Annotated in this window: 21 protein-coding genes and 1 tRNA gene; 11 read left to right on the top strand and 11 right to left on the bottom strand. The window is 58.8% G+C overall.

Annotated elements, in window-relative coordinates:
• Positions 1-96: 96 nt before the first annotated feature.
• Complete coding sequence (locus HNQ99_RS11925) at positions 97-1,329, bottom strand: pyridoxal-dependent decarboxylase, exosortase A system-associated (protein WP_184475886.1); 1,233 nt, start codon at positions 1,327-1,329, stop codon at positions 97-99.
• Positions 1,326-2,855, bottom strand: a complete 1,530-nt coding sequence (locus HNQ99_RS11920; protein WP_184475885.1) for an acyl-CoA ligase (AMP-forming), exosortase A system-associated — start codon at positions 2,853-2,855, stop codon at positions 1,326-1,328. The genes HNQ99_RS11925 and HNQ99_RS11920 overlap by 4 nt, the downstream gene beginning before the upstream one ends.
• On the opposite strand from HNQ99_RS11920, the gene HNQ99_RS11915 reads away from it, so the two are divergent.
• The 4 genes from HNQ99_RS11915 to HNQ99_RS11900 are packed head-to-tail and all read left to right on the top strand — an operon-like array spanning position 2,856 to position 5,750.
• Positions 2,856-3,938, top strand: coding sequence for a GNAT family N-acetyltransferase (locus tag HNQ99_RS11915; protein WP_221232676.1), 1,083 nt, complete (start codon positions 2,856-2,858; stop codon positions 3,936-3,938). It abuts the gene before it with no gap.
• Between the two features lie 41 nt (positions 3,939-3,979).
• On the top strand, positions 3,980-4,249 hold the full coding sequence (locus tag HNQ99_RS11910; protein ID WP_184475884.1) for an acyl carrier protein: 270 nt from the start codon (positions 3,980-3,982) through the stop codon (positions 4,247-4,249).
• Entirely contained in the window at positions 4,246-4,944 is a 699-nt protein-coding gene (locus HNQ99_RS11905; RefSeq protein WP_184475883.1) for an alpha/beta hydrolase family protein, read from the top strand. The genes HNQ99_RS11910 and HNQ99_RS11905 overlap by 4 nt, the downstream gene beginning before the upstream one ends.
• Complete coding sequence (locus HNQ99_RS11900) at positions 4,941-5,750, top strand: hydrolase 1, exosortase A system-associated (RefSeq protein ID WP_322790364.1); 810 nt, start codon at positions 4,941-4,943, stop codon at positions 5,748-5,750. The genes HNQ99_RS11905 and HNQ99_RS11900 overlap by 4 nt, the downstream gene beginning before the upstream one ends.
• 30 nt (positions 5,751-5,780) lie before the next feature.
• Here the strand turns inward: HNQ99_RS11900 and topA are convergent, their stop codons facing one another.
• From topA to plsY, 3 genes are all read right to left on the bottom strand, one after another.
• The gene (gene topA, locus HNQ99_RS11895) at positions 5,781-8,339 is read right to left on the bottom strand and encodes a type I DNA topoisomerase (protein ID WP_184475881.1); all 2,559 of its coding nucleotides are present in this window, start codon (positions 8,337-8,339) and stop codon (positions 5,781-5,783) included.
• 155 nt (positions 8,340-8,494) lie between these two features.
• Positions 8,495-9,595 (bottom strand): DNA-processing protein DprA, encoded by a 1,101-nt coding sequence (gene dprA, locus HNQ99_RS11890; RefSeq protein WP_184475880.1) that lies wholly within the window; start codon positions 9,593-9,595, stop codon positions 8,495-8,497.
• A gap of 11 nt (positions 9,596-9,606) precedes the next feature.
• Positions 9,607-10,203 (bottom strand): glycerol-3-phosphate 1-O-acyltransferase PlsY, encoded by a 597-nt coding sequence (gene plsY / locus HNQ99_RS11885; RefSeq protein WP_184475879.1) that lies wholly within the window; start codon positions 10,201-10,203, stop codon positions 9,607-9,609.
• A gap of 152 nt (positions 10,204-10,355) precedes the next feature.
• Between plsY and murI the strand changes: the two genes are divergently transcribed.
• Positions 10,356-11,165: a glutamate racemase gene (gene murI, locus HNQ99_RS11880; RefSeq protein WP_184475878.1), complete on the top strand. Its 810-nt coding sequence runs from the start codon at positions 10,356-10,358 to the stop codon at positions 11,163-11,165.
• A gap of 136 nt (positions 11,166-11,301) precedes the next feature.
• Positions 11,302-12,522 carry a 5-aminolevulinate synthase gene (hemA, locus tag HNQ99_RS11875; protein WP_184475877.1) on the top strand — a complete coding sequence of 407 codons (1,221 nt, stop codon included), beginning with the start codon at positions 11,302-11,304 and terminating at the stop codon, positions 12,520-12,522.
• 1,159 nt (positions 12,523-13,681) lie between these two features.
• On the opposite strand, the gene HNQ99_RS11870 is transcribed toward hemA, so the two are convergent.
• The 3 genes from HNQ99_RS11870 to HNQ99_RS11860 all read right to left on the bottom strand — a co-directional run bounded on the left by HNQ99_RS11870 (position 13,682) and on the right by HNQ99_RS11860 (position 17,240).
• On the bottom strand, positions 13,682-14,254 hold the full coding sequence (locus tag HNQ99_RS11870) for a PEPxxWA-CTERM sorting domain-containing protein (RefSeq protein WP_184475876.1): 573 nt from the start codon (positions 14,252-14,254) through the stop codon (positions 13,682-13,684).
• Positions 14,255-14,352: 98 nt separating this feature from the next.
• Complete coding sequence (gene lpdA / locus HNQ99_RS11865) at positions 14,353-15,750, bottom strand: dihydrolipoyl dehydrogenase (RefSeq protein WP_184475875.1); 1,398 nt, start codon at positions 15,748-15,750, stop codon at positions 14,353-14,355.
• A gap of 164 nt (positions 15,751-15,914) precedes the next feature.
• The gene (locus HNQ99_RS11860; protein WP_184475874.1) at positions 15,915-17,240 is read right to left on the bottom strand and encodes a pyruvate dehydrogenase complex dihydrolipoamide acetyltransferase; all 1,326 of its coding nucleotides are present in this window, start codon (positions 17,238-17,240) and stop codon (positions 15,915-15,917) included.
• Between the two features lie 141 nt (positions 17,241-17,381).
• Between HNQ99_RS11860 and HNQ99_RS11855 the strand changes: the two genes are divergently transcribed.
• Positions 17,382-17,837 (top strand): universal stress protein, encoded by a 456-nt coding sequence (locus HNQ99_RS11855; protein WP_184476010.1) that lies wholly within the window; start codon positions 17,382-17,384, stop codon positions 17,835-17,837.
• A gap of 13 nt (positions 17,838-17,850) precedes the next feature.
• Here HNQ99_RS11855 and HNQ99_RS11850 read toward each other — a convergent pair whose 3' ends face one another.
• A complete protein-coding gene (locus tag HNQ99_RS11850; RefSeq protein ID WP_184475873.1) occupies positions 17,851-18,738 on the bottom strand; it encodes an N-formylglutamate amidohydrolase in 888 nt (295 codons plus the stop codon).
• A 236-nt stretch (positions 18,739-18,974) separates the two neighbouring features.
• Between HNQ99_RS11850 and cpdR the strand changes: the two genes are divergently transcribed.
• Together cpdR and HNQ99_RS11840 are read left to right on the top strand one after the other, a co-directional pair.
• Complete coding sequence (gene cpdR, locus HNQ99_RS11845) at positions 18,975-19,352, top strand: cell cycle two-component system response regulator CpdR (RefSeq protein ID WP_184475872.1); 378 nt, start codon at positions 18,975-18,977, stop codon at positions 19,350-19,352.
• Between the two features lie 72 nt (positions 19,353-19,424).
• Positions 19,425-19,499 (top strand) — tRNA-Val (locus HNQ99_RS11840).
• Between the two features lie 54 nt (positions 19,500-19,553).
• Here the strand turns inward: HNQ99_RS11840 and HNQ99_RS11835 are convergent.
• Entirely contained in the window at positions 19,554-20,591 is a 1,038-nt protein-coding gene (locus HNQ99_RS11835) for a hypothetical protein (protein WP_184475871.1), read from the bottom strand.
• Between the two features lie 211 nt (positions 20,592-20,802).
• Between HNQ99_RS11835 and HNQ99_RS11830 the strand changes: the two genes are divergently transcribed.
• Together HNQ99_RS11830 and HNQ99_RS11825 are read left to right on the top strand one after the other, a co-directional pair.
• Positions 20,803-21,456: an SRPBCC family protein gene (locus HNQ99_RS11830; protein WP_221232675.1), complete on the top strand. Its 654-nt coding sequence runs from the start codon at positions 20,803-20,805 to the stop codon at positions 21,454-21,456.
• Positions 21,457-21,474: 18 nt separating this feature from the next.
• Positions 21,475-22,644, top strand: a complete 1,170-nt coding sequence (locus tag HNQ99_RS11825; protein ID WP_184475869.1) for a zinc-dependent alcohol dehydrogenase — start codon at positions 21,475-21,477, stop codon at positions 22,642-22,644.
• On the opposite strand, the gene HNQ99_RS11820 is transcribed toward HNQ99_RS11825, so the two are convergent.
• A complete protein-coding gene (locus tag HNQ99_RS11820; RefSeq protein ID WP_246414923.1) occupies positions 22,645-23,007 on the bottom strand; it encodes a response regulator transcription factor in 363 nt (120 codons plus the stop codon). It abuts the gene before it with no gap.
• Positions 23,008-23,053 lie beyond the last annotated feature (46 nt).

Below are 23,053 nucleotides of genomic sequence, written 5' to 3'. Positions count from 1 at the left end.
ACAAAGGGTGAAAATTAGGTTAGTGTTGATTTCGCAGAGGAAATGAACGGATTAAATTGCCCGGCATGGTGACGCTTGCACCTCCGCAACAATGCGTCACTCGACCAGCATCTCCAGCGGCGGACCATGCCCCAAAAAAGCCGAGGGACTGGCGCTGGCGCCATAAGCCCCGGCCATGAAAATCGCTACGATATCTCCCGGCTCCGCCTCTGGAAGCGCGACCTTCTCCGCAAGCCGATCGAGCGGCGTGCAAAGGCAGCCGACTACACTTACGGGTTCGTCCGCCGGTTCTATGCCGAACTTATTGGCGATGGCGACGGGATAGTTGCGACGGATCACCATGCCGAAATTCCCGCTGGCGGCGAGTTGATGATGAAGTCCGCCGTCGACCACCAAATAGACCTCTCCCTGACTGACCTTTCGGTCGACGATCCGCGTCAGGTAAACGCCGGATTCGCCGACCAGCCAACGGCCAAGCTCGATGGCGAACTCAGTATCCTGCAATATCGAAGGACGGCCTTCCAACGTGAGCGCCAGCGCTGCCCCCACTTTCTCCACGTCCACGGCCTTATCGCCGGGGAAGTAAGGTATGCCGAAGCCCCCGCCCAGATTGACCAAGGGCGGCGAACGTCCGACTTCCTCGGAGAGCTGTGCCGCGAGGGCCACTGTGGCGCACTGGGTTTCGATCAGCGCATCGGCGTCCAGCGTTTGCGAACCCGCGAAAATATGAAAACCGCGCCAATCGGCTCCGGCCTCGATCACCCGGCGGGCCAAGGTCCCAGCCCGATCGGCATCGATTCCAAAAGGCTTTGAACCTCCCCCCATCCGCATGCCGGAGCCGCGAAGGTCGAAATCCGGATTGACCCGAACGGCAAGGCGTGGGGTCTTGCCAATTGCCGTTCCGATCTCCAACGCCCGTTCTGCCTCACGTTCCGACTCGAGGTTCAGCGTCACCCCAGCCATGATCGCTGCCTTGAGTTCATCATTGCGCTTTCCGGGGCCGGCAAAACTCATCTTTTGAGGTGGCATTCCTGCCCGCAACGCCATTTCCAGTTCCCCGCCCGATGCCAGATCAAAGCCGTCGGCCAGATTCACCATCTGCTCCAGAAGTCGTGAATAAGGGTTTGCTTTCATTGCATAATGTAGCGAAATGGCCTTTGGCATGGCCGCTCGGAACCGCTCCACCTGCGCCTTCACGATGCTGAGATCATAGACGAACAACGGCGTATCGCCCGCCTCGTCGATCAGCGATGCCGCTCCGCACCCACCGATCAGCAGCATGCCGTCTTCACCCGAAAAGAAGGGCGGAATGGGACCCATAGGCTTCATGCCGAAAACTCCTGCGCCAGCGTGACCCGATCGATTTTGCCATTGGGATTGCGGGGAAAGCTTTCAACGAAGCGTATATATTTGGGCTGCATGAAATTAGGCAGCTCGGCCTTCAAATGCTCTTTCAACATATGTTCGGCCTGCCCCTGCTCCAAATCCCCTTTCTGTCTTAACAGCAGCGCGATAGCTGCGCCAAGCCGCTCGTCCGGAGTACCCAAGGCGACAGCTTCCACAATATCTAAACTTTGAACTGCAACCTCTTCAATTTCCGTCGGACTGATCCGATTGCCAGCGCTTTTGATCATCGCATCATCACGCCCGACAAAATAGAGCAGTCCCTCCGCATCCCGCCGAACAGTATCGCCCGACCAAACCGCCGTCCCTCCATATTGAGATGCTGGCGGCGCCGGACGGAACCGCTCGGCGGTGCGCTCCGGATCGCGCCAATAGCCTTGAGCGACCAACGGCCCAGCATGGACGAGCTCTCCTGGTTCATTATCCGCCGCCAGGCTTCCATCAGGCCGGACCACCATTATTTCGGCGAAGGGAATGGCCTTGCCCATGCTCCCCGGGTGGCTGTCCACCAGCGACGGAGCGAGATAAGTCGAGCGGAATGCCTCTGTCAGGCCATACATCGGATAAAGGTCGGCGGTGGGAAATAATTCACGCAATCGCCTCACCAAGGGTTGCGCCAGCGCCCCACCGCTATTTGTCAGACGCTTGAGCTTTGCCCCAATTTCCGGAGGCCAGGCATGTTCTGTCAACTGGACCCAAAGCGGCGGCACACCCGCCAAGGTCGTGATCCCATAATTGCCCACCGCCTTGATCACGTCGCGCGGAGTCAAATAGTCGAGCGGAACCGCACACCCACCTGCAGCCCAGGTCGAGAACAACTGGTTCTGGCCGTAGTCGAAACTTAAGGGCAGCAGGCACAAAGTGCGGTCCTCTGGGGTCAACTTGAGATAATCCGCCACCGCGACTGCGCCCAACCATAGGTTGGCGTGACTTAACATCACACCCTTGGGCCGCCCGGTCGACCCGCTGGTATAAAGGATGGCCGCCAACTCCTGCGGATCGGCCGACGAGGGAGGCAGGCTCTCTCGCCTGAGTTCCACGGCCGCCTCCACCTCGCCCTCAATCCCGATATCGCATTCTTTCGGCACATTACCGGGCTCCAGCGTATCCAGCCGCGTCTTGGTGCCGATCAGCAGTTGCGAACCACTATCGGTCAAAATATGCGCGACCTGCATATGCTTGAGCAAGGGATTTACCGGCACGTGCACCAAGCCAGCCCGCGCGCAGGCCAGCGGCATCAGGCAAGCGAGCTTTGTTTTCCCCATCCAGCTTGCAATCCGGCCGCCACATTCCGGCGCGGCCTGCGCCAGCCAGGACGCCAGCCGCCCGACGGCCAGATCCAGTTCTTCATAGCTGAGGCGACCGAAGCGCCCCTCAAGCGCCGGACGGTCGGCTGTCCCTTCCCGGCACAAATGATCTATCGGCCGAGCTTTTGAATTCAGTGACGTCATATGATGCTTTTTGTTATATCCCCGACCGAAATAACAAGGGAGAAAAGCGTTTTGTGGGTCAAAGGGGAATATCATGATGATTTCGCCGACGTACGAAAGGCATCGCGCGATGGCCTGAGCCGCCAAAATCAGCCACATCTCTTCGACCGGCTCGACTGGATCGAACCACTTTATAAATATTGTCTGTCGGGGTATCCGCCTCTGTATGTGCGGGCGCGGGCGGAGGGGGCGGAAGCGTGGCTCTTCCTTTATCATCGGCGTACCGGCGAATATCAGGCGCTCGCCAACTGGTATAATTTCACCTTCAGGCCCGTTTTTATCGGAGACCCCGATGAAAAAACCAAGCTTGCGCTTTTAAAAGCCATGGCGCGGCGGCTCCGTACCAGAGCGGCCCATATTGTGCTGAACCCTGTGCCCGATGAAGAAGGACTCATCGAGCTTGTGACCCGCGCCTTTCGGTCGGCTGGATGGGCCGTTGCGGCCCAGGCCGTTGACATCAACCATTTTCTTGAAGTGGGTGATCGAGACTTTGATAATTATTGGTATGCGCGGCCTGGCGCGCTTCGCAGCACTGTCGACCGCAAGGCTTCAAAGTTTCCGGTTAACATAGAGATACTTAGCCACTTCTCGCCCGATATGTGGGCCGATTATGAGGAAGTGTACGAAAACAGCTGGAAACCTGAGGAAGGCAGCCTCCCCTTCCTCCGCGCACTTGCGGAGCAGGAAGGCGAGGCCGGAAATCTGCGGATCGGAATAGCCCGAAGCAATGGCAAGGCCGTTGCGGCCCAGTTCTGGACGGTCGACAACGGCATCGCCCTCATCCACAAGTTGGCGCACAGGAAAGATGCAGCCGCCGGATCACCCGGAACCCTGCTTAGCCATGCCATGTTCTGTCACGTTATCGATGTCGACAAGGTGCGTCGCATCGACTTTGGAACCGGCGATGACAGTTACAAGAGGGACTGGATGGAGGAGGAACGACCGCTCTATAAAATCGACTTGTACAACTTGCGCCGACCCAGCTCCTGGTTTCCAGCGCTTAAAAGCTGTATTTCCGCCCTTGTCCGCTGCCGCAAGACATAATAGTGGGAAGCCCCGAAGACAGAGTCAGCTTGGGGGATTTAATGCACGAAGGCGTTGATATCGTCGAACATACTGTGCGCTCCGTACTGCATGACGTGCTGGGCATCTCTGAGGAGAGATTAGCGCTTTTCGCTGAGGCCACTCCCCTGTTCGGCGCCTTACCAGAACTTGACTCAATGGCGGTCGCGGGCCTCCTGACAGAACTTGAGGACAGGCTGGGCATCATCATTGAGGATGACGATGTCGACGGAGAAACCTTCGAAACGCTGGGTAGCCTTGTGCGCTTTGCGGCCGACAAGGCGCTGGGGTGATCTGCCAGTACAGCTTTTCGGGCAATAGCGAGCAATATCTGCATCTTGGCCGAAAACATCCGCGCCAAATATTGATCATCCCACCTTTTTTCGAAGAAATGAACCGCACCCGCTGGCTGTTGCTGGCGGCCATGCGAACGCTTGACGAGGCGCGGATCGGGACGATCTTGCCCGATCTTCCGGGGCAAAATGAAAGCCTGGTTCCCGACAGCGGCATAAGTCTTTCCACATGGCGGGCAGCCTTGGAAAGGCTGGTGGCGCAATCAGGGGTCATTATCGACATGATCGCGGCGTTCCGTTCCGGCTCCATCATTGATGACGCAGTAAATTGCGCGCGCCATTGGCGGCTCGCGCCCGAAGATGGCGTCAACCTCCTGCGCCAACTGGTACGGACCCGCCTTGCTTCTGATCGTGAAGCGGGCCTTGCCCCCAGCAAAGCCGGCTTGCTTGCCCAAGCCCGGCAAGAAAGTGTGATGTTTGCGGGTTGGGAAATTCCACCAGCGATGATCCAGGAACTCGAAACCAGTGGTCTTCCGACCCATGATGAGGTTCGCACCGTTCTGCTGGAAGACAGCACTGCTTCTGCTGACGCCTATGTCTCCGGTAAACCGCTATGGCGGCAAAGCGAGCCGCAAGAAGATCATTGGTTGGCGCAACAGATCGCTGCGGACATAGCCGCCTGGGTCCCCCGGTGAGGCAGCATCTGCAGTTCTCCTGCCGTGGGTGTCAGCTTGCCGGCACCGTTGACGAAGGCCGCTCAACCACTGGCCTGCTTATCGTTTCTGGAGGCAATGAACTACGTGCCGGCGCTCATCGCGGGATGGCCAAGCTGGCGGCGCGCCTGGCGCGTGATGGTTTTTCGGTATTTCGCTTCGACCGGCGAGGGGTGGGGGACAGCGAGGGCGACAATGCTGGCTTCATGTCATCCGCGCCAGACATTGCAGCTGCTCTCAAGGCTTTTCGAAATGTCTGCCCCCAGTTGGAGCGTATCGTCACGTTCGGCAATTGCGATGCAGCAACCGCTCTTGCGCTTCATCATGATCCCGACGACGTGGCGGCGCTGCTTCTCGCCAATCCCTGGGTCATAGAGAATGAAGACGGTATGCCGACGGCCGCCGCGATCCGTAGACGTTATTGGGAACGTTTGCGTAATCCCCGCAAATTATGGGAATTGGCAACCGGCCGAGTCAATTATGGCAAGCTTTTGCAGGGAATGAAGGCAGCCAGTAGCCATGGCGAAGAAAGCCGTCTTGGCCGCGACTTAGCCAGCGCTTTATGCAACAGCAGGCTGCCCGTTACTTTCTTGCTCGCGGAGCGCGACAATAGCTCTATCGCGTTTCAGGACATGTGGCAGCGGCCGTCATTCAGGCCGCTCCACGGCGGCGGGCGGGTTCGCACCATCAAAATTCCGACCTCCTCCCACAGCTTCGCAAAATCCGAGGACGCAGAAGCCCTCTATCGAGCGGTGCGAAACATGCTGCACCATATCTCCATGGGATGATCTTTCGCAGACGAACTACGACAGCTGAACTCAGTCCGCCTTCTCCTTCGTCTTTTTCACCGTGGCTTTCTTCGCTGGAGCCTTCTTTGTTGTCTTCTTGGGAGCAGCCTTTTTCTTCCCCTTCGCGGGTGCCCTGGCTGCGCGTTCGTCAATAAGCTGCGCTGCCTCCTCTAACGTCAGCGCGTCCTTTTCCACTGTCTTAGGTAAGGTTGCGTTGGTGGTGCCGTCGGTGACATATGCGCCGTAGCGCCCGTCCATCAGCCGGATTTCGGCTCCCGTACGCGGATGTTCGCCCAGCACCTTTAACGGCTCGCGGCTCGATGCTGCTGCGCGTCCGCCACGATTCGCCGCATCCGCCAGCTTGGCGACGGCGGCATTCATGCCCGTATCGAACACCTCGACGGTGCTCGAAAGCTTGGCGTATTTCCCATTGTGAGCGAGATAAGGGCCATAGCGACCAATGCTTGCCGATATCGGCTTGCCGCTTTCGGGGTGATTGCCGATCTCGCGCGGCAGGCTCAACAGCTTTACGGCCCAGTCGAGACCAAAATCTTCGCCCGGAATATCGCGGGGAATAGAGGCGCGAGCGGCCTCCTTGCCACTGCCCATTTCGATATAAGGACCAAAGCGGCCGGACTTGCGTACAATGTCCTGTCCGGTTTCCGGATGCTGCCCCAGAATTTCTGGCTGGTCGCTCTCGCCATTGCCTTCGCTTCCGCCAGGCTGGCCGAACTTGCGCGTATATTTGCACTCCGGGTAATTGGAGCAAGCAATGAATGCACCGAAACGTCCGCCCCGAAGCGACAGCTTGCCCTCCCCGCACATGGGGCAGGCGCGTGGATCGCTGCCATCGTCGCGGTCCGGAAAAAGCATTGGAGACAGGAATTTGTCCAATTCGGCGGTGATGTCGGATGGCTTCTGCTCCATCACTTCCGCCGTCTTGGGCTTGAAGTCCCGCCAGAAGGCTTCGAGGACCTTCTGCCATTGCGCGCGGCCGCCGCTGACTTCGTCCAGCTCGTCCTCAAGCCCGGCCGTGAAGTCATAGGACACATAGCGTTCGAAGAAGCGCTCAAGGAAGGCGGTAACCAGCCGGCCGCTCTCTTCTGCGTAAAAACGGTTCTTCTCTACCCGCACATAATTGCGGTCCTTGAGCGTCTGCAACGTGGAGGCGTAGGTGGAGGGACGGCCGATGCCCAACTCCTCCAGCTTTTTCACCAGACTCGCTTCGCTGTAGCGGGGGGGCGGCTGCGTGAAATGTTGCTCAGCCGAAACGGACTTCTTGGCCGGCGCATCCCCTTCCTTCATGCGGGGAAGAAGCTTGCCGCCTTCTTCATCGCTGTCGTCCACACCTTCTTCATAGAGCGTTAGAAAGCCCGGAAAGATCACCACTTGTCCCGTCGCACGAAGCCCCGTGCGTCCGGTGCCGTCCCGCAGTTCGACCGTGGTGCGCTCCATGCGCGCCGAAGCCATCTGACTGGCGAGCGCGCGCTTGAAGACCAAGTCGTAAAGCTTCGCATGATCGCCTGATCCAACGCGTTCGCGCGTGAATTCCGTCGGGCGGATGGCTTCATGCGCTTCCTGCGCGTTCTTGGCCTTGGTCTGGTACTGGCGCGGCTTCTCCGGCAGGTAGGAGCCATCATAGCGATTGGCGATTGCGTTGCGCGCGGCGGAGATGGCGCTGCCATCCATTTGGACGCCATCTGTTCGCATATAGGTGATCGCGCCATCCTCATAGAGCTGCTGGGCGATCCGCATGGTGTGGCTGGCGGAAAAGCCCAGTTTGCGCGCCGCCTCCTGCTGCAATGTCGAGGTAGTGAAAGGCGGCGGGGGGTTGCGCGTGAGGGGCTTGGTCTCTACGCTTTCGACCTTGAACTGCGCGGCTTCGACGTCGGCTTTGGCCGCCAGGGCATCGCCTTCCTTGCCGAGGGTCAGCTTTTCAACTTTTTCGCCTTTCCAGCGAATAAGGCGGGCGGTGAAGCTTTGGCCGTCCTGTTCCATTTCGGCGGAAACGGACCAATATTCCTGCGGCTTGAAGACCTCGATCTCTCGTTCGCGGTCGACGACCAAACGAAGCGCGACTGATTGGACACGGCCAGCGGATTTCGCGCCGGGGAGCTTGCGCCAAAGTACCGGCGAAAGGGTGAAGCCGACCAGATAATCGAGCGCTCGGCGGGCGCGATAGGCGTCGATCAGATCTTCATCAAGCGCGCGCGGATGCGCCATCGCCTGGGTCACTGCGTCTTTTGTTATTGCGTTGAAGGTAACCCTTGCAACATTTTGAGGTAGAACTTTTTTCTTCCTCAAAACCTCCTGTACGTGCCAGCTGATCGCTTCGCCCTCGCGATCCGGGTCAGTGGCCAGGATCAGGCGGTCGGCCTTCTTCGCCTCATCGCTGATCGCCTTGAGCTGCTTGCCCTTGTCGGCATAATTTTCCCAGGCCATGGCAAAGCCATTGTCGGGATCGACCGAGCCGTCCTTGGCCGGCAAATCGCGGACATGGCCGTAGGAGGCCAGCACACGAAAATCGCTGCCCAGATATTTCTCGATGGTCTTCGCCTTCGCGGGCGATTCAACAATGACTAGCTGCATGTTTCCGGTATTTCCGATCCTTACGCGTACACGCACGAGGCTGGCGACTAATCGTACCTGCCGTCAAGAGGCGGGTGGATAGGCGTATTTTGGGCTGATGGGCAAGAGTTGTTGGATCAGCCGCTGGAAAACGAACGGCGGCCCTCTTCAAAACTTCAAACCAGCGACACCCTGCCCCCGGCATGCCGGTCGAGCCGTCCGGCCAATTCAAGTTCCAGCAACACGGTCTGGACGATGGCGGGCGGCAGGCTGGATTGGCGGATGATCTCATCCACCGCCACCGGCGTCATGCTGAGCAGAGCCGCTACGTCGCGCCTCTCCCGCTCGGTGGTATCGCTGGGCACGGGTTCCTCGGCAAAAGGCATTTTTTCCTGCCGCATCAGCCGCGAATCCATGGGACCAACGGCTTCCATGACGTCCGCTGCATTCTGGATAAGCGTCGCGCCTTCGCGGATCAGCAGGTTACAGCCCTGCGCCCTGGGATCGAGCGGCGAGCCTGGCACTGCCATCACCTCCCGGCCGCTTTCCGCCGCCAGACGCGCGGTGATCAGCGATCCGGAACGCGGCGCGGCCTCCACGACTACCGTCCCTGCAGCCAGGCCGGCGATTATCCGGTTGCGATAGGGAAAATGCCTTGCTCTGGGTTCCGTCCCCGGCGGTTGCTCTGCGAACAGCAGCCCCTCCTGAGCTATCCCTTCCTGAAGAGCGGCGTTTTCCGGGGGAAACACAATGTCGATACCACTGGCGATCACGGCTATGGTGCCTGTCGCCAACGATCCCTCATGCGCCGCCGTATCGATACCCCGCGCCAGCCCCGACACCACGCTGGCGCCCGAACGCCCGAGATCCTGCGCCAACCCCCGGGCAAAGCGGCAGGCGGCAGCGGACGCATTGCGTGCGCCGACCAGCGCAATCATCGGCCGTTCGAGCAACTCCAACCGCCCGCGAAAGATGATGGCGGGCGGCGCGTTATCGATCTCTGCCAGCAGGGCGGGATAGTCATGCTGCTCCAGGAACAGATAGCGTGCGCCCAGCGCCCGCACCCGCTCGACCTCCCGTTCGATATCGCCCAGGCCCGCAAGCCGTGGCGGGCGTCCACCACCCCGAGCCGCCAGTTCCGGAATCGCCTGCAACGCCGCCTGCGCTGTGCCGAAGCGTGCAATCAGCTGGAAATAAGTGACAGGCCCGATATTGGCCGACCGGATGAGTTGCAAACGGGCAAGTTTGTCCCGTGCGCCGAAATTATCTGCTGTCACGCTGTCAGGTCCTAATGGGAGTTGCCGACCTTGGGTTCGGTTCCTGTGAGAAGCCGCAAGATATTGCTGCGATGCTTCCACAGCAGGACGACGGTAAGACCCAGGAACAATGGCACGAGGTCGAAACGGCCAAGGGCCGCCGCGCTTACCGGGGCCGCAATCGCCGCCAGCATGCCTCCCACCGAGGAATAGCGCAGCGTCGCAAACGCCGCGATCCACACCAGGGCGTAAACCACGCCGCAGGGCCAGTGCAGCGCCAGAGCTATGCCCAGGTAAGTCGCCACCCCCTTGCCGCCGTTAAGCCTCAGCCAGATCGGATAACAATGGCCCAAAAAGGCTCCTGCCCCCGCCAATAGGGCTCCATGCGGGGCGAGCATGGCGCCAACCAGCACGGCCACCGCGCCCTTCGCCACGTCCAGGATCAGTGTTGCGGCGGCAATGCCCTTCCTCCCGGTGCGAAGCACATTGGTCGCGCCGATATTACCCGATCCGATCTTGCGCAGATCGCCCGCGCCCGAAGCCTTTGCGAGCAGCAGCCCGAAAGGTATGGATCCAAGCAGATAGCCGAGCAGAAGCGCCGCTGTGGGCGCGAGCCACGAAATATACATGAAATTAGCCTTCGCCCTCCGTTTTCCGACTATAATGCCTTTGCCCTGCACCGCAATCACCTTACAGTACGTATTCGCAATAACCTGTCGGGTTAACACGCATCTGATCAGGCCGGGTTATGGCAAAGGCTATAGATCCGCTAACGAAACGAATGGCGCTCATGATCCCAGCAAATGCTCCGCTCCTCTTTTTCGATTCCGGTGTCGGGGGACTGTCCATTCTTCAACCAACACGCAAGCTTTTGCCCAACGCGCCCGTCATCTATGCCGCCGATCCCGCCTTCTATCCTTATGGAACCAAGACAGAGGCTGAGATATCGGCGCGCGTTCCGGCCTTGCTGGGGCGGCTGGTCGAACGCTACCGTCCGCGCCTGGCCGTCATCGCCTGCAACACCGCCTCGACCATCGCGCTTTCGGTTGTACGCGCGGCGCTCGATATACCGGTGGTGGGAACGGTTCCCGCGGTAAAGCCCGCTGCTTTGACTTCCAGGACGAGGGTGATCGGCGTGCTGGGCACCCAGGCGACCGTCCGCCAACCTTATGTCGACCGGCTGGCGCAGGAGTTTGGCGCCGACTGCCTGATCCTTCGCCATGGCAGCCCGGAACTGGTAGACTATGCGGAATGCAAATTGCGCGGCGCGGCTGTGGATAAGACGATTCCGGCGAGGGCTTTGGAGGGGCTGTTGGGGCAGCCTGGAGGCGACATGATGGATGTAGTGGTCCTTGCCTGCACCCATTTTCCCCTTGTGGAAGCGGACCTTGCCGCCGCGAGTCCTCGGCCGCTCACTTTCATGGACGGCGGCGAAGGCATAGCCCGGCGGGTCGCCTATCTGACACAGGGCCAAGAATGGCCGGAACGCCCGGCTGACGGAATCGCGGTGTTTACGCGACTGGGTGCCGATATCGCGGTCCTTGCTCCTGCCCTTAGAGACTTTGGATTGGCCGATACATTGATGTTGTAGGGCGCCCATGTGCACTTGGCGCAGATTTTACCTATTATTGAGAGCCGTTATCGCTGGAAATTGCTGCGCTTAGCCTGTAAGGGCGCGAATAACCGTATATATATGGGTCGGGCAAAGGCTGCGAGCGGGACATCAGGTGAACTACCAGCATATTTTTTCACAGGCGATCGACCGCTTGCATACGGAAGGCCGCTATCGCGTCTTCATCGACATCCTGCGCAACAAGGGCGCATTTCCCAACGCCCGCTGCTTTGCCGGACATAATGGCCCCAAGCCGATTACCGTGTGGTGCTCGAACGATTATCTTGCGATGGGGCAGCATCCCAAGGTTATCGCCGCAATGGAAGAAGCGCTGCACGATGTTGGCGCCGGATCGGGCGGGACCCGCAATATCGGCGGCAACACGCACTATCATGTCGATCTGGAAGCAGAGCTTGCAGACCTTCATGGCAAAGAGGCGGCGCTGCTTTTCACCAGCGGCTATGTTTCCAACGACGCTACGCTGTCGACGCTGGCCAAAATTCTGCCGGGTTGCATCATCTTTTCCGACGAGCTCAATCATGCCTCGATGATTGCGGGCATCCGCAATTCAGGCTGCGAAAAGCAGGTTTTCCGCCACAATGATGTCGATCACCTGCGCCAATTGCTTGAAGCCGCAGATCCGGACGCGCCGAAGCTCATCGCTTTCGAATCGGTCTATTCCATGGATGGCGACGTCGCCCCGATTGCAGAAATCTGCGACCTGGCCGACGAATATAATGCGCTGACCTATCTGGACGAGGTCCATGCCGTCGGCATGTACGGCAAGCGCGGCGGCGGCATTTCCGAACGCGACGACGTGGCCCATCGCCTGACCATCATTGAGGGCACGTTGGGCAAAGCCTTTGGCGTGATGGGCGGCTATATCGCGACGGACAAGGTCATCATCGACGTCATCCGTTCCTACGCGCCGGGCTTTATCTTCACGACCAGCCTGTCGCCAGTGCTGGTTTCGGGCGTCCTGGCGGCCGTACGGCATCTGAAGGAGTCCAGCGTGGAACGCGACGGCCAGCAGGCAGCGGCCCAGACGCTGAAGGACATGTTCAAGGACGCCGGCCTGCCGGTGATGCCGTCCACGACGCACATCGTTCCGCTGATGGTTGGGGACCCCGTCAAAGCCAAGCGGATCAGCGACATCTTGCTGGCCGAATATGGCGTCTATGTGCAGCCCATCAACTATCCCACCGTCCCCCGCGGATCAGAGCGCCTGCGCTTCACCCCCGGCCCCTCGCATACGACCGAAATGATGCAGGAACTGACCGACGCTCTGGTCGAAATCTGGGGCCGCGAGGACCTGCAACTGCGCAAGGCGGCGTAAGGGACGAGTTTCTGCTTTTTGCGGAGATTCGATGGCTGGGTGGCGTGAATGCAGGACCGCACAGTCGATGTCAGCTATGAGCATTTTTTGCCATTGAGAGCGGTGGTTGACCCGCCTAAAAGCAGACTACCTCAAGCGGCTAATCATCGCGTGTCGAGGCTCTACCTCATCTGCGGAGGGTCTGTGTCTGCTGCCTGGATTCTAATGAGCGTTTTGAGTCCGCTTGCGGTGTCCGCAGAAGGGGCCGAGCGTGTGACTACTGCCTGTATAGTGACCGAGAAATGGGATTCACTGGCAGGACAGCCGTATTTAACCCAGGAGGCTGACTGCAATTATGATGCGGCGGAGCTGGAAAAGCGATTGCTCTCCATATTCCAGTGGCCAAGCAGCGGCCTCAGCGTTGAGACGCTGGAACGAACTTTCTCGCTCCCGCCCCTGAAAACATCATACGAGGCTCCACGCCAGGCCCACTATACCGTTTGGGCATCCGGCCCTACGAGCGCTAACCGATGGCACGTTAGCTTCACTTATGACGAGGCGTTTGTGCCGATGGATGCTTGGCGACGTCCACGTTTTCGCAAAGCTAAGCGCCCAATCCTAATCAACCCCAGTATTCGTGGCGATCGACGCGTTGACATTGACATCGTGCAGACTCCAAAGAGTGATCCGCTGGGATCGAATTGCTTCGGAGCAGAGCTATTTAGGACTGCGGCACGGCGTGCAGGATGGCGAAAACCCAAGGGCATCATTATTCCGTTTTCCTTACACGGAGCATCTTTCCCCCCCACTGTCAGTTTCGAGCGTGGGCGCTGGAATGTCAGCGTTGTGTTCGACCGCGAAGGTAAATGCGCCGAGGGACTGTCCTATGGAACTGAGGCGGACCCGGGGGCTAACTAACCGAGAAGAAAACGAAAGTAGCGGCTTTACCACCACTCCCGGCTGTCTGAAGCACTTGGCAAACGGCAGCTTATTAGGTTTGGGGCTTTAAATCAGACAGTCCACTCACCACCCATGCCGGTCATTGGTCCATCGAACCCCATCCTTTGTATCGAAACAAAATCATCCGCCGAGGTTCGGAGGGCGAATGGGGGAACACGCGAAATGCCGCGGAGACGGAGTTTGCCCGCTGTGGTGGCTCGGAGCCTGAAAATGGACTTACTTAAAGCCACCCCAAGCCCACTCGAACCCTCTGCCGCCGCAAGGCTGTACCCAGGGCCAGGAAGCCGGCGATCAGCATGGCCCAGCTTGACGGTTCGGGCACCTCCCCTACTCGTTCGAAACCATAATCGAGGCGCACGGGTGCTGGGGAGTCGAAAGTAAATTCTCCAAAGGCCGCGTTCACGGAATAGACACCGCGCTCCTCGACATCGCCGATCTCGCCGGCCCAATGCCAAAGCTGCCGATAGGGCCGCTCGACGCGCAAAAGGGTCGAGAATGTCGAGCCTGTGAAGCTATGATCCCAAAAGGTCGGGACATCGTCGCCACCATAATGGATGCCATCCGCCACGCCGTAAAAGTCATAATCGACATTGTGAATGAAGGTCAGGAGGCATTCCGGACCAACAGGCCGATCGAAGGCGAAGCGGGCCGCATAGACCCCCTCCCCCAGAAACATGTCGATATTGATCGCGGCACGATGCTCCGCCCCGTCAGGATGCAGCAAAATCGTCGCCGCCGACGCAGGCGCGGCGATGGCGAGCCCTGCCAAGGCGAACAAAGGGCAAAGATTCATGGCAGATATTCCCCCGATTTTATCCGGGGGTTATATCCTGCGTCCGTTCTTGCTGCCGATCTTTCAACTCCATTATGGAGAGAACAGGCGGCAGTTCCTCAGAAATGCAAGGTGCGCCCGTAAGCGTTGAGCACGCTTTCATGCATCATCTCAGACAGCGTGGGATGCGGGAAGACGGTGTGCATCAACTCTGCCTCGGTTGTTTCCAGCGTCTTGCCGATGGTATAGCCCTGGATCAGCTCGGTCACTTCCGCGCCCACCATATGCGCGCCAAGAAGCTCTCCGGTGGCTTCGTCGAACACTGTCTTGATGAAACCCTCAGCCTCGCCAAGCGCGATGGCCTTGCCATTGCCGATGAACGGGAACTTGCCGACCTTCACCTTGTAGCCGGCCTCCTTGGCTTTGGCTTCGGTAAGGCCCACGGAGGCCACCTGCGGGTGGGAATAGGTGCAGCCTGGAATGTTGTTGGGGTCCATCGGGTGCGGATGCGCGTCCGCAATATGTTCGGCCGCGATCACGCCCTCATGGCTCGCCTTATGCGCCAGCCAGGGTCCGCCCGTGACGTCGCCGATGGCGTAGAGGCCCGGCACATTGGTGCGACAATATTCGTCGGTCTTGATGTGGAACCGCTTGTCGGGCTCAACGCCCACATCCTCCAAACCGAGATTTTCGACATTGGGGACGATGCCGACCGCGACGATCACATGGCTGAACTCCTCGGTCGTGACCTTGCCGTCCTTGCCCTTGATCTCGGCAGTAATACCCTTGCCGGTGTCAGTGATCTTCTGCACGCCAGTCGAGGCGCGAATGTCCATGCCCTGCTTAGTGAGCGCCTTGGCCATGAAATCGCTGACGTCGGCATCTTCGACCGGGAGGATGCGGTCGAGCATTTCGACGACCGTGACCTTAGCGCCCATGTCATTGTAGAAGCTGGCAAATTCGATGCCGATCGCGCCCGATCCGATTACCAGCAGCTTTGTCGGCATTTCGGGCGGCGTCATTGCATGGCGGTAGGTCCAGATGCGCTTTCCGTCGGCCTTGGCAAAAGGCAGGTCGCGCGCGCGCGCGCCGGTAGCGATGATGATGTTCTTCGCCTCGAGGTCGGTCGTGACGCCATCCTTCGTGACACTCAGCTTGCCCTTGCCGGTAAGCTTGCCATCGCCGAAATAGACCGTGATCTTGTTCTTCTTCATCAGGCCAGTGACGCCCTGGTTGAGTTGCTTGGCAACGCCGCGCGAACGCTGGATGACCTTGTCGAGATCAAAGGAGGGCTTTTCCACTGAGAGGCCATAATTGTCGGCCTGCTTCATATAATGATAGATTTCGCTCGTCCGCAGCAGCGCCTTGGTCGGGATGCACCCCCAATTAAGGCAAATCCCGCCTAAAGCCTCGCGCTCAACAATCGCGGTCTTAAGCCCCAGCTGGCTCGCACGGATAGCGGCGACATAGCCGCCGGGTCCGGATCCAAGAACAATGAGGTCGAAAGTGTCAGCCATGTCCTATGTCTTTCCTTGGGTCGATACGCAAATTGGTGGGGAGATCACGATGGGATTACATAACAGCAATCTTGCGACAAACTGATCGAATGGACTTGCCGAAATACCGCCTAAGCAACCTAAAATAAGAGGGAGTAAACTGAGAACCATATAAACCATGGCCATCAGGCGAGCATCCCCAGCGGCTTTTCGACCAACTCCTTGAACGCCTGCATCAACCGCGCACCGTCCGCGCCATCGATGGCGCGGTGGTCAAAGCTGCCAGTGGCGCTCATCACGGTGGCGATCTGCAGTGCGTCGTCGATGATGTAGGGGCGCTTTTCACCCGCGCCGATGGCCATGATCATGGCCTGGGGCGGGTTGATGACGGCCTCGAACTGCTTGATGCCAAACATGCCCATGTTGGAAAGCGATGCCGTGCCGCCCTGATATTCCTTCGGCGCGAGCTTACCCTCCTTGGCGCGATTGGCGAGATCTTTCATCTCGTTGGAAATCGCCGCCACGCCCTTGGTATCGGCGCTTGTCACGACGGGTGTGATAAGTCCGCCGGGGATGGAGACCGCGACTGAAATGTCCGCGCGCGCGAATTTAAGCATCTGGTCGCCTGCAAATTGCACATTGCATTCGGGCACCTGCATCAATGAGGTAGCCAGCGCCTTAATCAGCAGGTCGTTGACCGACAGCTTGACCTGGCGGCCTGCAAGGCCAGCATTGAGTTCGTTCCTCAGCTTCAACAGCCTATCTAGCTGGATATCGACGGTGAGGTAGATGTGCGGCACCGTCTGCTTGGATTCGGTCAGACGCCGCGCAATGACCTTGCGCATATTAGACAGCTTGATCGCTTCGTGCGGTATGCCGAAATCTTGCCCCACGCCGGAAGCAGCCGGCGCTGCTGCTGCCGAAGCGGCCGCCGCAGGAGCCGACGCAGCTGGAGGAGCGGCGGCTTTGGGCGCTGCCGGGGCGGCTTTGGCATCGGCCTTCGCCCCATCGACATCGGCCTTGATAATGCGTCCGCCGGGACCAGAACCAGTGAGCGCGGACAAATCGAGCCCTTTTTGCTCCGCCAGACGGCGCGCCAACGGGCTCGACTTCAGGCGGTTGTCGGGCGCGGAGGGAGAAGCGGCCTTGGCGGGAACGGGGTCGGGGCGCGGCGCGGGCACCTGAGCCGGAGCGGACTCCTGCGCCGCCGGAGCCTCGGCCTTGGGCGCTTGAGTGGCTGCTGGGGCCTTGACGTCACCCGCGCTCTCGCCTTCTTCAGCTATGACGGCGATGACGGTGCCGACCTTAACATTGTCCGCACCTTCAGGGACCAGTATCTTGGCAATGGTCCCTTCATCGACTGCCTCGAACTCCATCGTCGCCTTGTCGGTTTCAATTTCGGCCAGCAGGTCTCCAGCAGACACTGTGTCCCCCTCCTTCACCAGCCATTTGGCCAGCGTCCCTTCTTTCATCGTCGGTGAAAGTGCGGGCATTTGGATGTTGATTGCCATGGCGATCTAGTGCCTTCTATTTCTGATTCCGCAACGAATGCCCGTTACTTGACGGTTTGAGGCCGCTGGTCAAGGCCATGGCTTGAACAGAAGCCGTTTATGGCGCAAATTCCGGCCGTCAGTGGCTTGGAGTTTGCCCAAATGCGAACCTATTTGGTTGTAGTCGATGAGACGAAGGAAGCAGGCGTGGCGCTCCGCTTCGCTGCTCGCCGGGCCGCGAAAACCGGAGGCGCGGTGCAAATCGTCGCGCTGGTTCCGCCCCCTGAATTTGTCCAATGGGGTGGAGTTCAAGCCACAATCGAGGAAGAGGCTCATCAACGAGCTGAAGCGCTGGTGGCGGGCGCTGCTGGTTCGCTGGTGGAGGAAACCGGCATTCGCCCGTCCATTACGGTTCGTGCCGGCGACCCGGTTCAGATCGTGCGCAAGATGCTGATGGAAGACGACAAGATTGCCGCGCTGGTCCTTGGCGCCGCCGCAACCGGAGCCCCTGGTCCGCTGGTAAACCATTTTGCCGGAAATGACGCAGGGTCCCTCCCCTGCCCGGTCATGATCATTCCCGGTTCGCTAAGCAGAGAAGCGATCGACCGCTTGAGTTAGAATCATATTGTTGTCATTCGGCCGCCTGTGCAAATTCGCCGGACGGCAATTCGGCCGCCAATCCTTCAGCTAGATCGAGCACAACCTTCTGAACGTTCGCCAGGTTCGAAGCGGGCCACCGGAGCGACGCGTCAAGGTAAAGCGACCGGTCGATCTCCAACTGGATCGCATGGATGTTGTTGAGGGGCGAACCGTGCCGCTCCAGCAGGTAATTGCCCGGATAGGGATGATTTTGCGCGGCCTTCAGCCCATGCGCGGATGCAATGGAGGCGGCCAGGCAGGAGAGGCGGCTGCCGGCGCTCCTCCCGAAGCGATCGCCTATGACAATCCGGGGCGGCGTTCCGTCCCCTGCAGAAAGCGGCGGCATGCTATGAATGTCCAGCAATATGGCATGACCAAAGCGGGCTCGCGCAGTTGCGAGTGTTTGCTCAAGCGCCAAATGATAGGGCCGATGATATTGCGCGACTCGCCGTTCCACCTCGCTCCATTCCAACGGCCTCTTCCATAGATCGCCGATGGCCGAAAGCCGCCTGGGGATCAGTCCCAACCCCCCGCGTACCTTGGCGCTTGCCATAAATGCCAGCCGCGAAGGCGCATGAGCGACCATGGCGCCATCAATCTCGGTCTCCGCACGGTTAAGGTCGATCACCGCCCGTGCCTGACGCGCGACAAACACGTCGTAACCCGCAGTCATACAAGCATGAACCAGCAGATCTGCCAGACGATCTTCAAGTCTTTCAAGGCCGTCGCGGCCGGTCCGCGCATCATCCATCACCGCGGCGGGATAATGCCGCCCTGCATGTGGCACGGAAATTACCACCGGACTTTCCGGGGGATCGGCCCCATAGCGATAATAGGCAGGGCAGGCATGGGAAGGCGCGACAGGCGCTGGAAACTGCACGCTTTGCTCCTTCCCTGTGCCAAAAAAATGCACGCCGACTGGAAAATATTAAGAGCTTGTCGCATAAGGATACAAGCAATTCCATGGCCAGAGGGACTTGGAAGCGCTTTTTGAAAAGGCCCGGCCAGTGTATAAGGGGTCGGGGCGCCGGTTAATCGGGCAGAAAGCACGGAAAAACTATTGTTAGAGCAGTTCCAGACTCTATGTAGTCGGGCGCTCCGTCGGTCGAGGGTTGAATGGTCCGGATTTTGCTTGCTGAGGACGACGATGTGATGCGCCAATATCTGGCGCGCGCACTTGAGAAGTCCGGATATGAGGTGGTCGCCGTGGACCGGGGAACCGCCGCATTGCCGCTGCTCGAAGCGGAGCATTTCGACCTGCTGCTGACCGATATTGTGATGCCCGAAATGGACGGCATCGAGCTTGCCCAGCACGTCGCGACAGTTGCACCCGACATGCGCGTCATGTTCATCACCGGCTTCGCCGCAGTGACGCTCAAGGCCGGAAAGGCCGTCCCGCAGGCGAAGGTGCTTTCGAAGCCCTTCCATCTGCGTGATCTGGTGCTGGAGGTCGACCGTCTGTTCGGCGTCAACAGCGCCACCGGGCTTAGCTGAATTTCTTTAACCTGAGCGCTGATTCGCGCTTGCGCGCTTAACAAAGCCCAGCTAATGGCTGCCTTCCCGTGTGGGCGTGTAGCTCAGTGGTAGAGCACTGTGTTGACATCGCAGGGGTCGCAAGTTCAATCCTTGCCACGCCCACCACTTTTAAAAAAACCCGGCAGAGATGCCGGGTTTTTTGTTTCACATCTTCCCACATCAAAATTTGGGCGGACCGCTTTTCCAGATGATCTTCAGCAGATCGGCATGCGTGCCGCCCACCAGGGGAGTGCCCCGTGGGGTCTTGATGTCATAACTATCCACGACAACCGTAGCCGGCGCATTTCCTTCCATGAGAAATATGGGCGTTTGCTTGTCGGATCGGATTACCAGCTTTTTGATACTGACGTCGCTGACGCCATTATACAGGCCGATATGCGCCGCACCCCCTGTGCCACCATGCTTGAAGGGATTGACGCTTTCGAATGTTCCGATCTTCGCGTCCTCCCACAGCCGCAGACTGCGGGTGCACCCTTCCACGCGCACCCGATCGATGAGGACATTGGTCGCCTTGCTATCGATTCCCCCGTCGCTGCAATTACGGATAACTACATCGCGCACCACAACATCGCGAACGCCCCGCTCCATGCTGATACCGTCTGCATTCCAATATTTCTTTTGATCGCGAAGTTCGGTCAGGACATTCTCTATAAGCCCCCGCTCGATGACGACATTATGGACCTGGTCGACCATGCCGATACCGACAGGGATATCGCCTCTGGCGTGATTAGGACCAAGATGAGTGAGCTGGAAATCGCGTATGACGATCCCGTTGCTGCCATAACGCAAACGAATGCCCCGTTTCGTAAAACCGGCGCGGATACGCTGAACTGTCAGATTGGAAACAGTCGGCTTGGTTTTTTGGTCGTATATGTCGAGGAAATGCCGCACTTTGTCGGCGCTCACGTCTTCGATTAGAAGCGGGCTGGAACGTGGCGATCTGATTTGGACCAAATCCATGGCCCGTGTCACATGAACGTCGCGCAAGACTTTGGTGCCTTCCCCCGCGCGCGACCACTGACCCGAAGATCCGAAATCCCGAGTTTTTCCCGCCCCAGGGCGCGCCGGAGGTGCGATGGCCACGCGCACGGATTTTTCCGGCGCAGCGCTACTGTCACTACCATAGAATGCCGCAGCCGCGACTGACGCGAGCCCGGCTACAGCCAATGCCACACGTCCTTGGAATTTTATGCTCATAAGGCTCGCTTCCTCGCTGTGCCTTCCCGCCCCATTTTAGGAAATGGTCCAAAACGTAACAACCGGCTCTACAGCACAGTTCATCTCTCTCCGGCTGCGCATTAGGCTTAATAAGAAAGAAGTGCCCTGTACTGCTCCTGAACCATTTTTCCTTTGGGACGGATCGTTTCTTCCGGCCTCTCGTTCGTTTCTGGACGAAATGGAGGAGCCGATGGCACGCCGAACATCGCGGTCGAGCAGTGGTTATGCAAAGGCCATCTCGTTGCTGGCACTTGGAATGGGAACCCTGGCATTGGGTGCCACAGCGGCGCGCGCCTACAACCGACGACGGCAGAATGCCCCCCATGATGATGCGCCGGCAACAGCCCGACGAGGCATCGGCCGCCACTTCGGGGCCCAACGGACTGTAGGAAAAACCGTCACCGTCAATCGGCCGAGGCAGGAACTCTATTCCTTCTGGCGAAATTTCGAGAACCTGCCGCAATTCATGGAGAATATCCAGTCGGTGAAGCCGTCCGGTAAGGATGGCCAAAGCATCTGGACGATTTTGGCCCCCGCCGGAGGTATGGTCGAAATCGAAACCGAGGTCACAGACGATCGCGAGAATGAATATATCGCGTGGCGTTCGATCCCGGGATCAGAGATCAGAACGCAAGGGCACGTCGCCTTCCGCGACGCGCCGGGCCGCAGAGGCACTTTGGTGCAGGCAATCGTTTCGTACAAGCCACCTGTCGGTGCTGCTGGAGCGGTGATTGCCGCAATGTTCAGGCGCGAACCGGAGGTTCAGGCACGGCATGAACTCAAGCGTTTCAAGATGCTGATGGAAACGGGCGAAATTGCCCATGCCGACAAACATGATAGCTGAAATCGAAAAGGACAGCATATGCGTGCGCTAACCTGGCACGGAACGCGAGATGTTCGGGTGGAAACGGTTCCAGACCCGGAGATCGTCAACCCACGCGATGCCATCATCAAAGTAACGTCGACCGCCATCTGCGGCTCTGACCTGCACCTGTATGACGGCGTGATACCCGGCCTTCAAAGCGGGGATATTCTTGGCCATGAGTTCATGGGCGAGGTCGTCGAAACCGGGACGGACAGTACGCTCCAAAAAGGACAGCGGGTCGTCGTGCCGTTCGTCATTGCCTGCGGCACCTGCTATTTCTGCAACAAGCACCAATATTCCGCCTGCGACAACGGCAATCCGGTCGAAAAACAGGATGCGACAGAGACATTATACGGCCATGCGATGGCTGGCCTGTTCGGCTATTCCCATATGACGGGCGGCTATCCGGGCGGCCAGGCCGAATATGTGCGCGTGCCGTTTTCGGATGTCGGCCCCATCATAGTTCCCGACGAACTGGAAGATGACAAGGTTCTGTTCCTTTCCGATATCCTGCCCACCGGATGGATGGCCGCCGACAATGCCGACATAGAGCCGGGCGATTTCGTTGCGGTTTGGGGTTGCGGCCCAGTGGGACTGTTCACCATCCAGAGCGCATTACTGATGGGGGCCGAAAAAGTGATAGCCATCGACCACTATCCGCACAGGCTGGAATTAGCCAAAGAACTGGGCGCAGCAATCATCAACTTCCGGGAAAGCAACGTCCGCGAAGCCTTGATGGAAATAACGGGTGGGATCGGGCCCGACGCCGTCATCGACGCGGTGGGGTTGGAAGCGCATGGCTTTGCCATCGACAACATCATCGACATCGCAAAGCAGAAGGTTGGCATCGGATTTGACCGGACGTCGGCATTGAAACAGGCGATTTTGGCATGCCGCAAGGGGGGCCGTATTTCCATGCCCGGAGTTTATGGCGGCTTTTCGGACAAGTTTCCCCTGGGAGCGCTGATGCAAAAGGGTCTTCAGCTCAAGACCGGCCAGACGCATGTTCAGCACTACAGCCACGACCTGCTGCGCCGGATCGAGGAAGGGCAGATCAACACCACCTTCCTCATCAGCCATCACCTTCCGCTAGAAGACGCGCCAACCGGGTACAAGAATTTCAAGGACAACCAGAATGAATGGACAAAAGTCGTTCTGACCGCCTGATCAGGCGGCCATAAGGCCGCGTAAGGTGTCCATCAGCTTGAAATCCGCAATGGGCTTGTCGAGAATAGCGCCAAATCCGATTGCTGTGGCCCGAATCCTATGTGCGGCGCTCATATAGCCGCTGATCAATATTGCGGGACCTTTCCAGCCTTCAGTCCGCAGATTTGTAAGCAGCATAAGCCCGTCCAGGCCGGGCATCATCAGATCGGAAATAAGACAGGCTGCACTGCGATTCTGCTTATCGGCAAGCGCATATCCTGGCGAGGCATAAGCCTTTACGTCAAATCCGTACGAGCGCAGCAGAAGCTGCAGCGATCGCCTGACCGCGTCATCATCCTCAACAACCAGAATAGTGGGCCGCATATGCGATCCATTCAGCTTTTCTCGTGGCATTCGACCCTTCCGATGC

Source organism: Rhizorhapis suberifaciens (assembly GCF_014200045.1).
Taxonomy (GTDB): Bacteria; Pseudomonadota; Alphaproteobacteria; order Sphingomonadales; family Sphingomonadaceae; genus Rhizorhapis; species Rhizorhapis suberifaciens.
This window is presented reverse-complemented; position numbering and strand designations above follow the sequence as displayed.

What these genes read in the sequence shown, in the direction of transcription:
- cpdR (WP_184475872.1), top strand. Translation starts at nt 18,975, where the DNA reads ATGGTCCGGATTTTGCTTGCTGAGGACGACGATGTGATGCGCCAATAT.
- HNQ99_RS11910 (WP_184475884.1), top strand. Translation starts at nt 3,980, where the DNA reads ATGCACGAAGGCGTTGATATCGTCGAACATACTGTGCGCTCCGTACTG.
- HNQ99_RS11825 (WP_184475869.1), top strand. Translation starts at nt 21,475, where the DNA reads ATGCGTGCGCTAACCTGGCACGGAACGCGAGATGTTCGGGTGGAAACG.
- HNQ99_RS11855 (WP_184476010.1), top strand. Translation starts at nt 17,382, where the DNA reads ATGCGAACCTATTTGGTTGTAGTCGATGAGACGAAGGAAGCAGGCGTG.
- HNQ99_RS11820 (WP_246414923.1), bottom strand. Translation starts at nt 23,007, where the DNA reads ATGCGGCCCACTATTCTGGTTGTTGAGGATGATGACGCGGTCAGGCGA.
- HNQ99_RS11920 (WP_184475885.1), bottom strand. Translation starts at nt 2,855, where the DNA reads ATGACGTCACTGAATTCAAAAGCTCGGCCGATAGATCATTTGTGCCGG.
- lpdA (WP_184475875.1), bottom strand. Translation starts at nt 15,750, where the DNA reads ATGGCTGACACTTTCGACCTCATTGTTCTTGGATCCGGACCCGGCGGC.
- murI (WP_184475878.1), top strand. Translation starts at nt 10,356, where the DNA reads ATGGCGCTCATGATCCCAGCAAATGCTCCGCTCCTCTTTTTCGATTCC.
- HNQ99_RS11915 (WP_221232676.1), top strand. Translation starts at nt 2,856, where the DNA reads ATGATGCTTTTTGTTATATCCCCGACCGAAATAACAAGGGAGAAAAGC.
- HNQ99_RS11860 (WP_184475874.1), bottom strand. Translation starts at nt 17,240, where the DNA reads ATGGCAATCAACATCCAAATGCCCGCACTTTCACCGACGATGAAAGAA.
- HNQ99_RS11835 (WP_184475871.1), bottom strand. Translation starts at nt 20,591, where the DNA reads ATGAGCATAAAATTCCAAGGACGTGTGGCATTGGCTGTAGCCGGGCTC.
- HNQ99_RS11870 (WP_184475876.1), bottom strand. Translation starts at nt 14,254, where the DNA reads ATGAATCTTTGCCCTTTGTTCGCCTTGGCAGGGCTCGCCATCGCCGCG.
- plsY (WP_184475879.1), bottom strand. Translation starts at nt 10,203, where the DNA reads ATGTATATTTCGTGGCTCGCGCCCACAGCGGCGCTTCTGCTCGGCTAT.
- topA (WP_184475881.1), bottom strand. Translation starts at nt 8,339, where the DNA reads ATGCAGCTAGTCATTGTTGAATCGCCCGCGAAGGCGAAGACCATCGAG.
- HNQ99_RS11830 (WP_221232675.1), top strand. Translation starts at nt 20,803, where the DNA reads ATGGCACGCCGAACATCGCGGTCGAGCAGTGGTTATGCAAAGGCCATC.
- HNQ99_RS11925 (WP_184475886.1), bottom strand. Translation starts at nt 1,329, where the DNA reads ATGAAGCCTATGGGTCCCATTCCGCCCTTCTTTTCGGGTGAAGACGGC.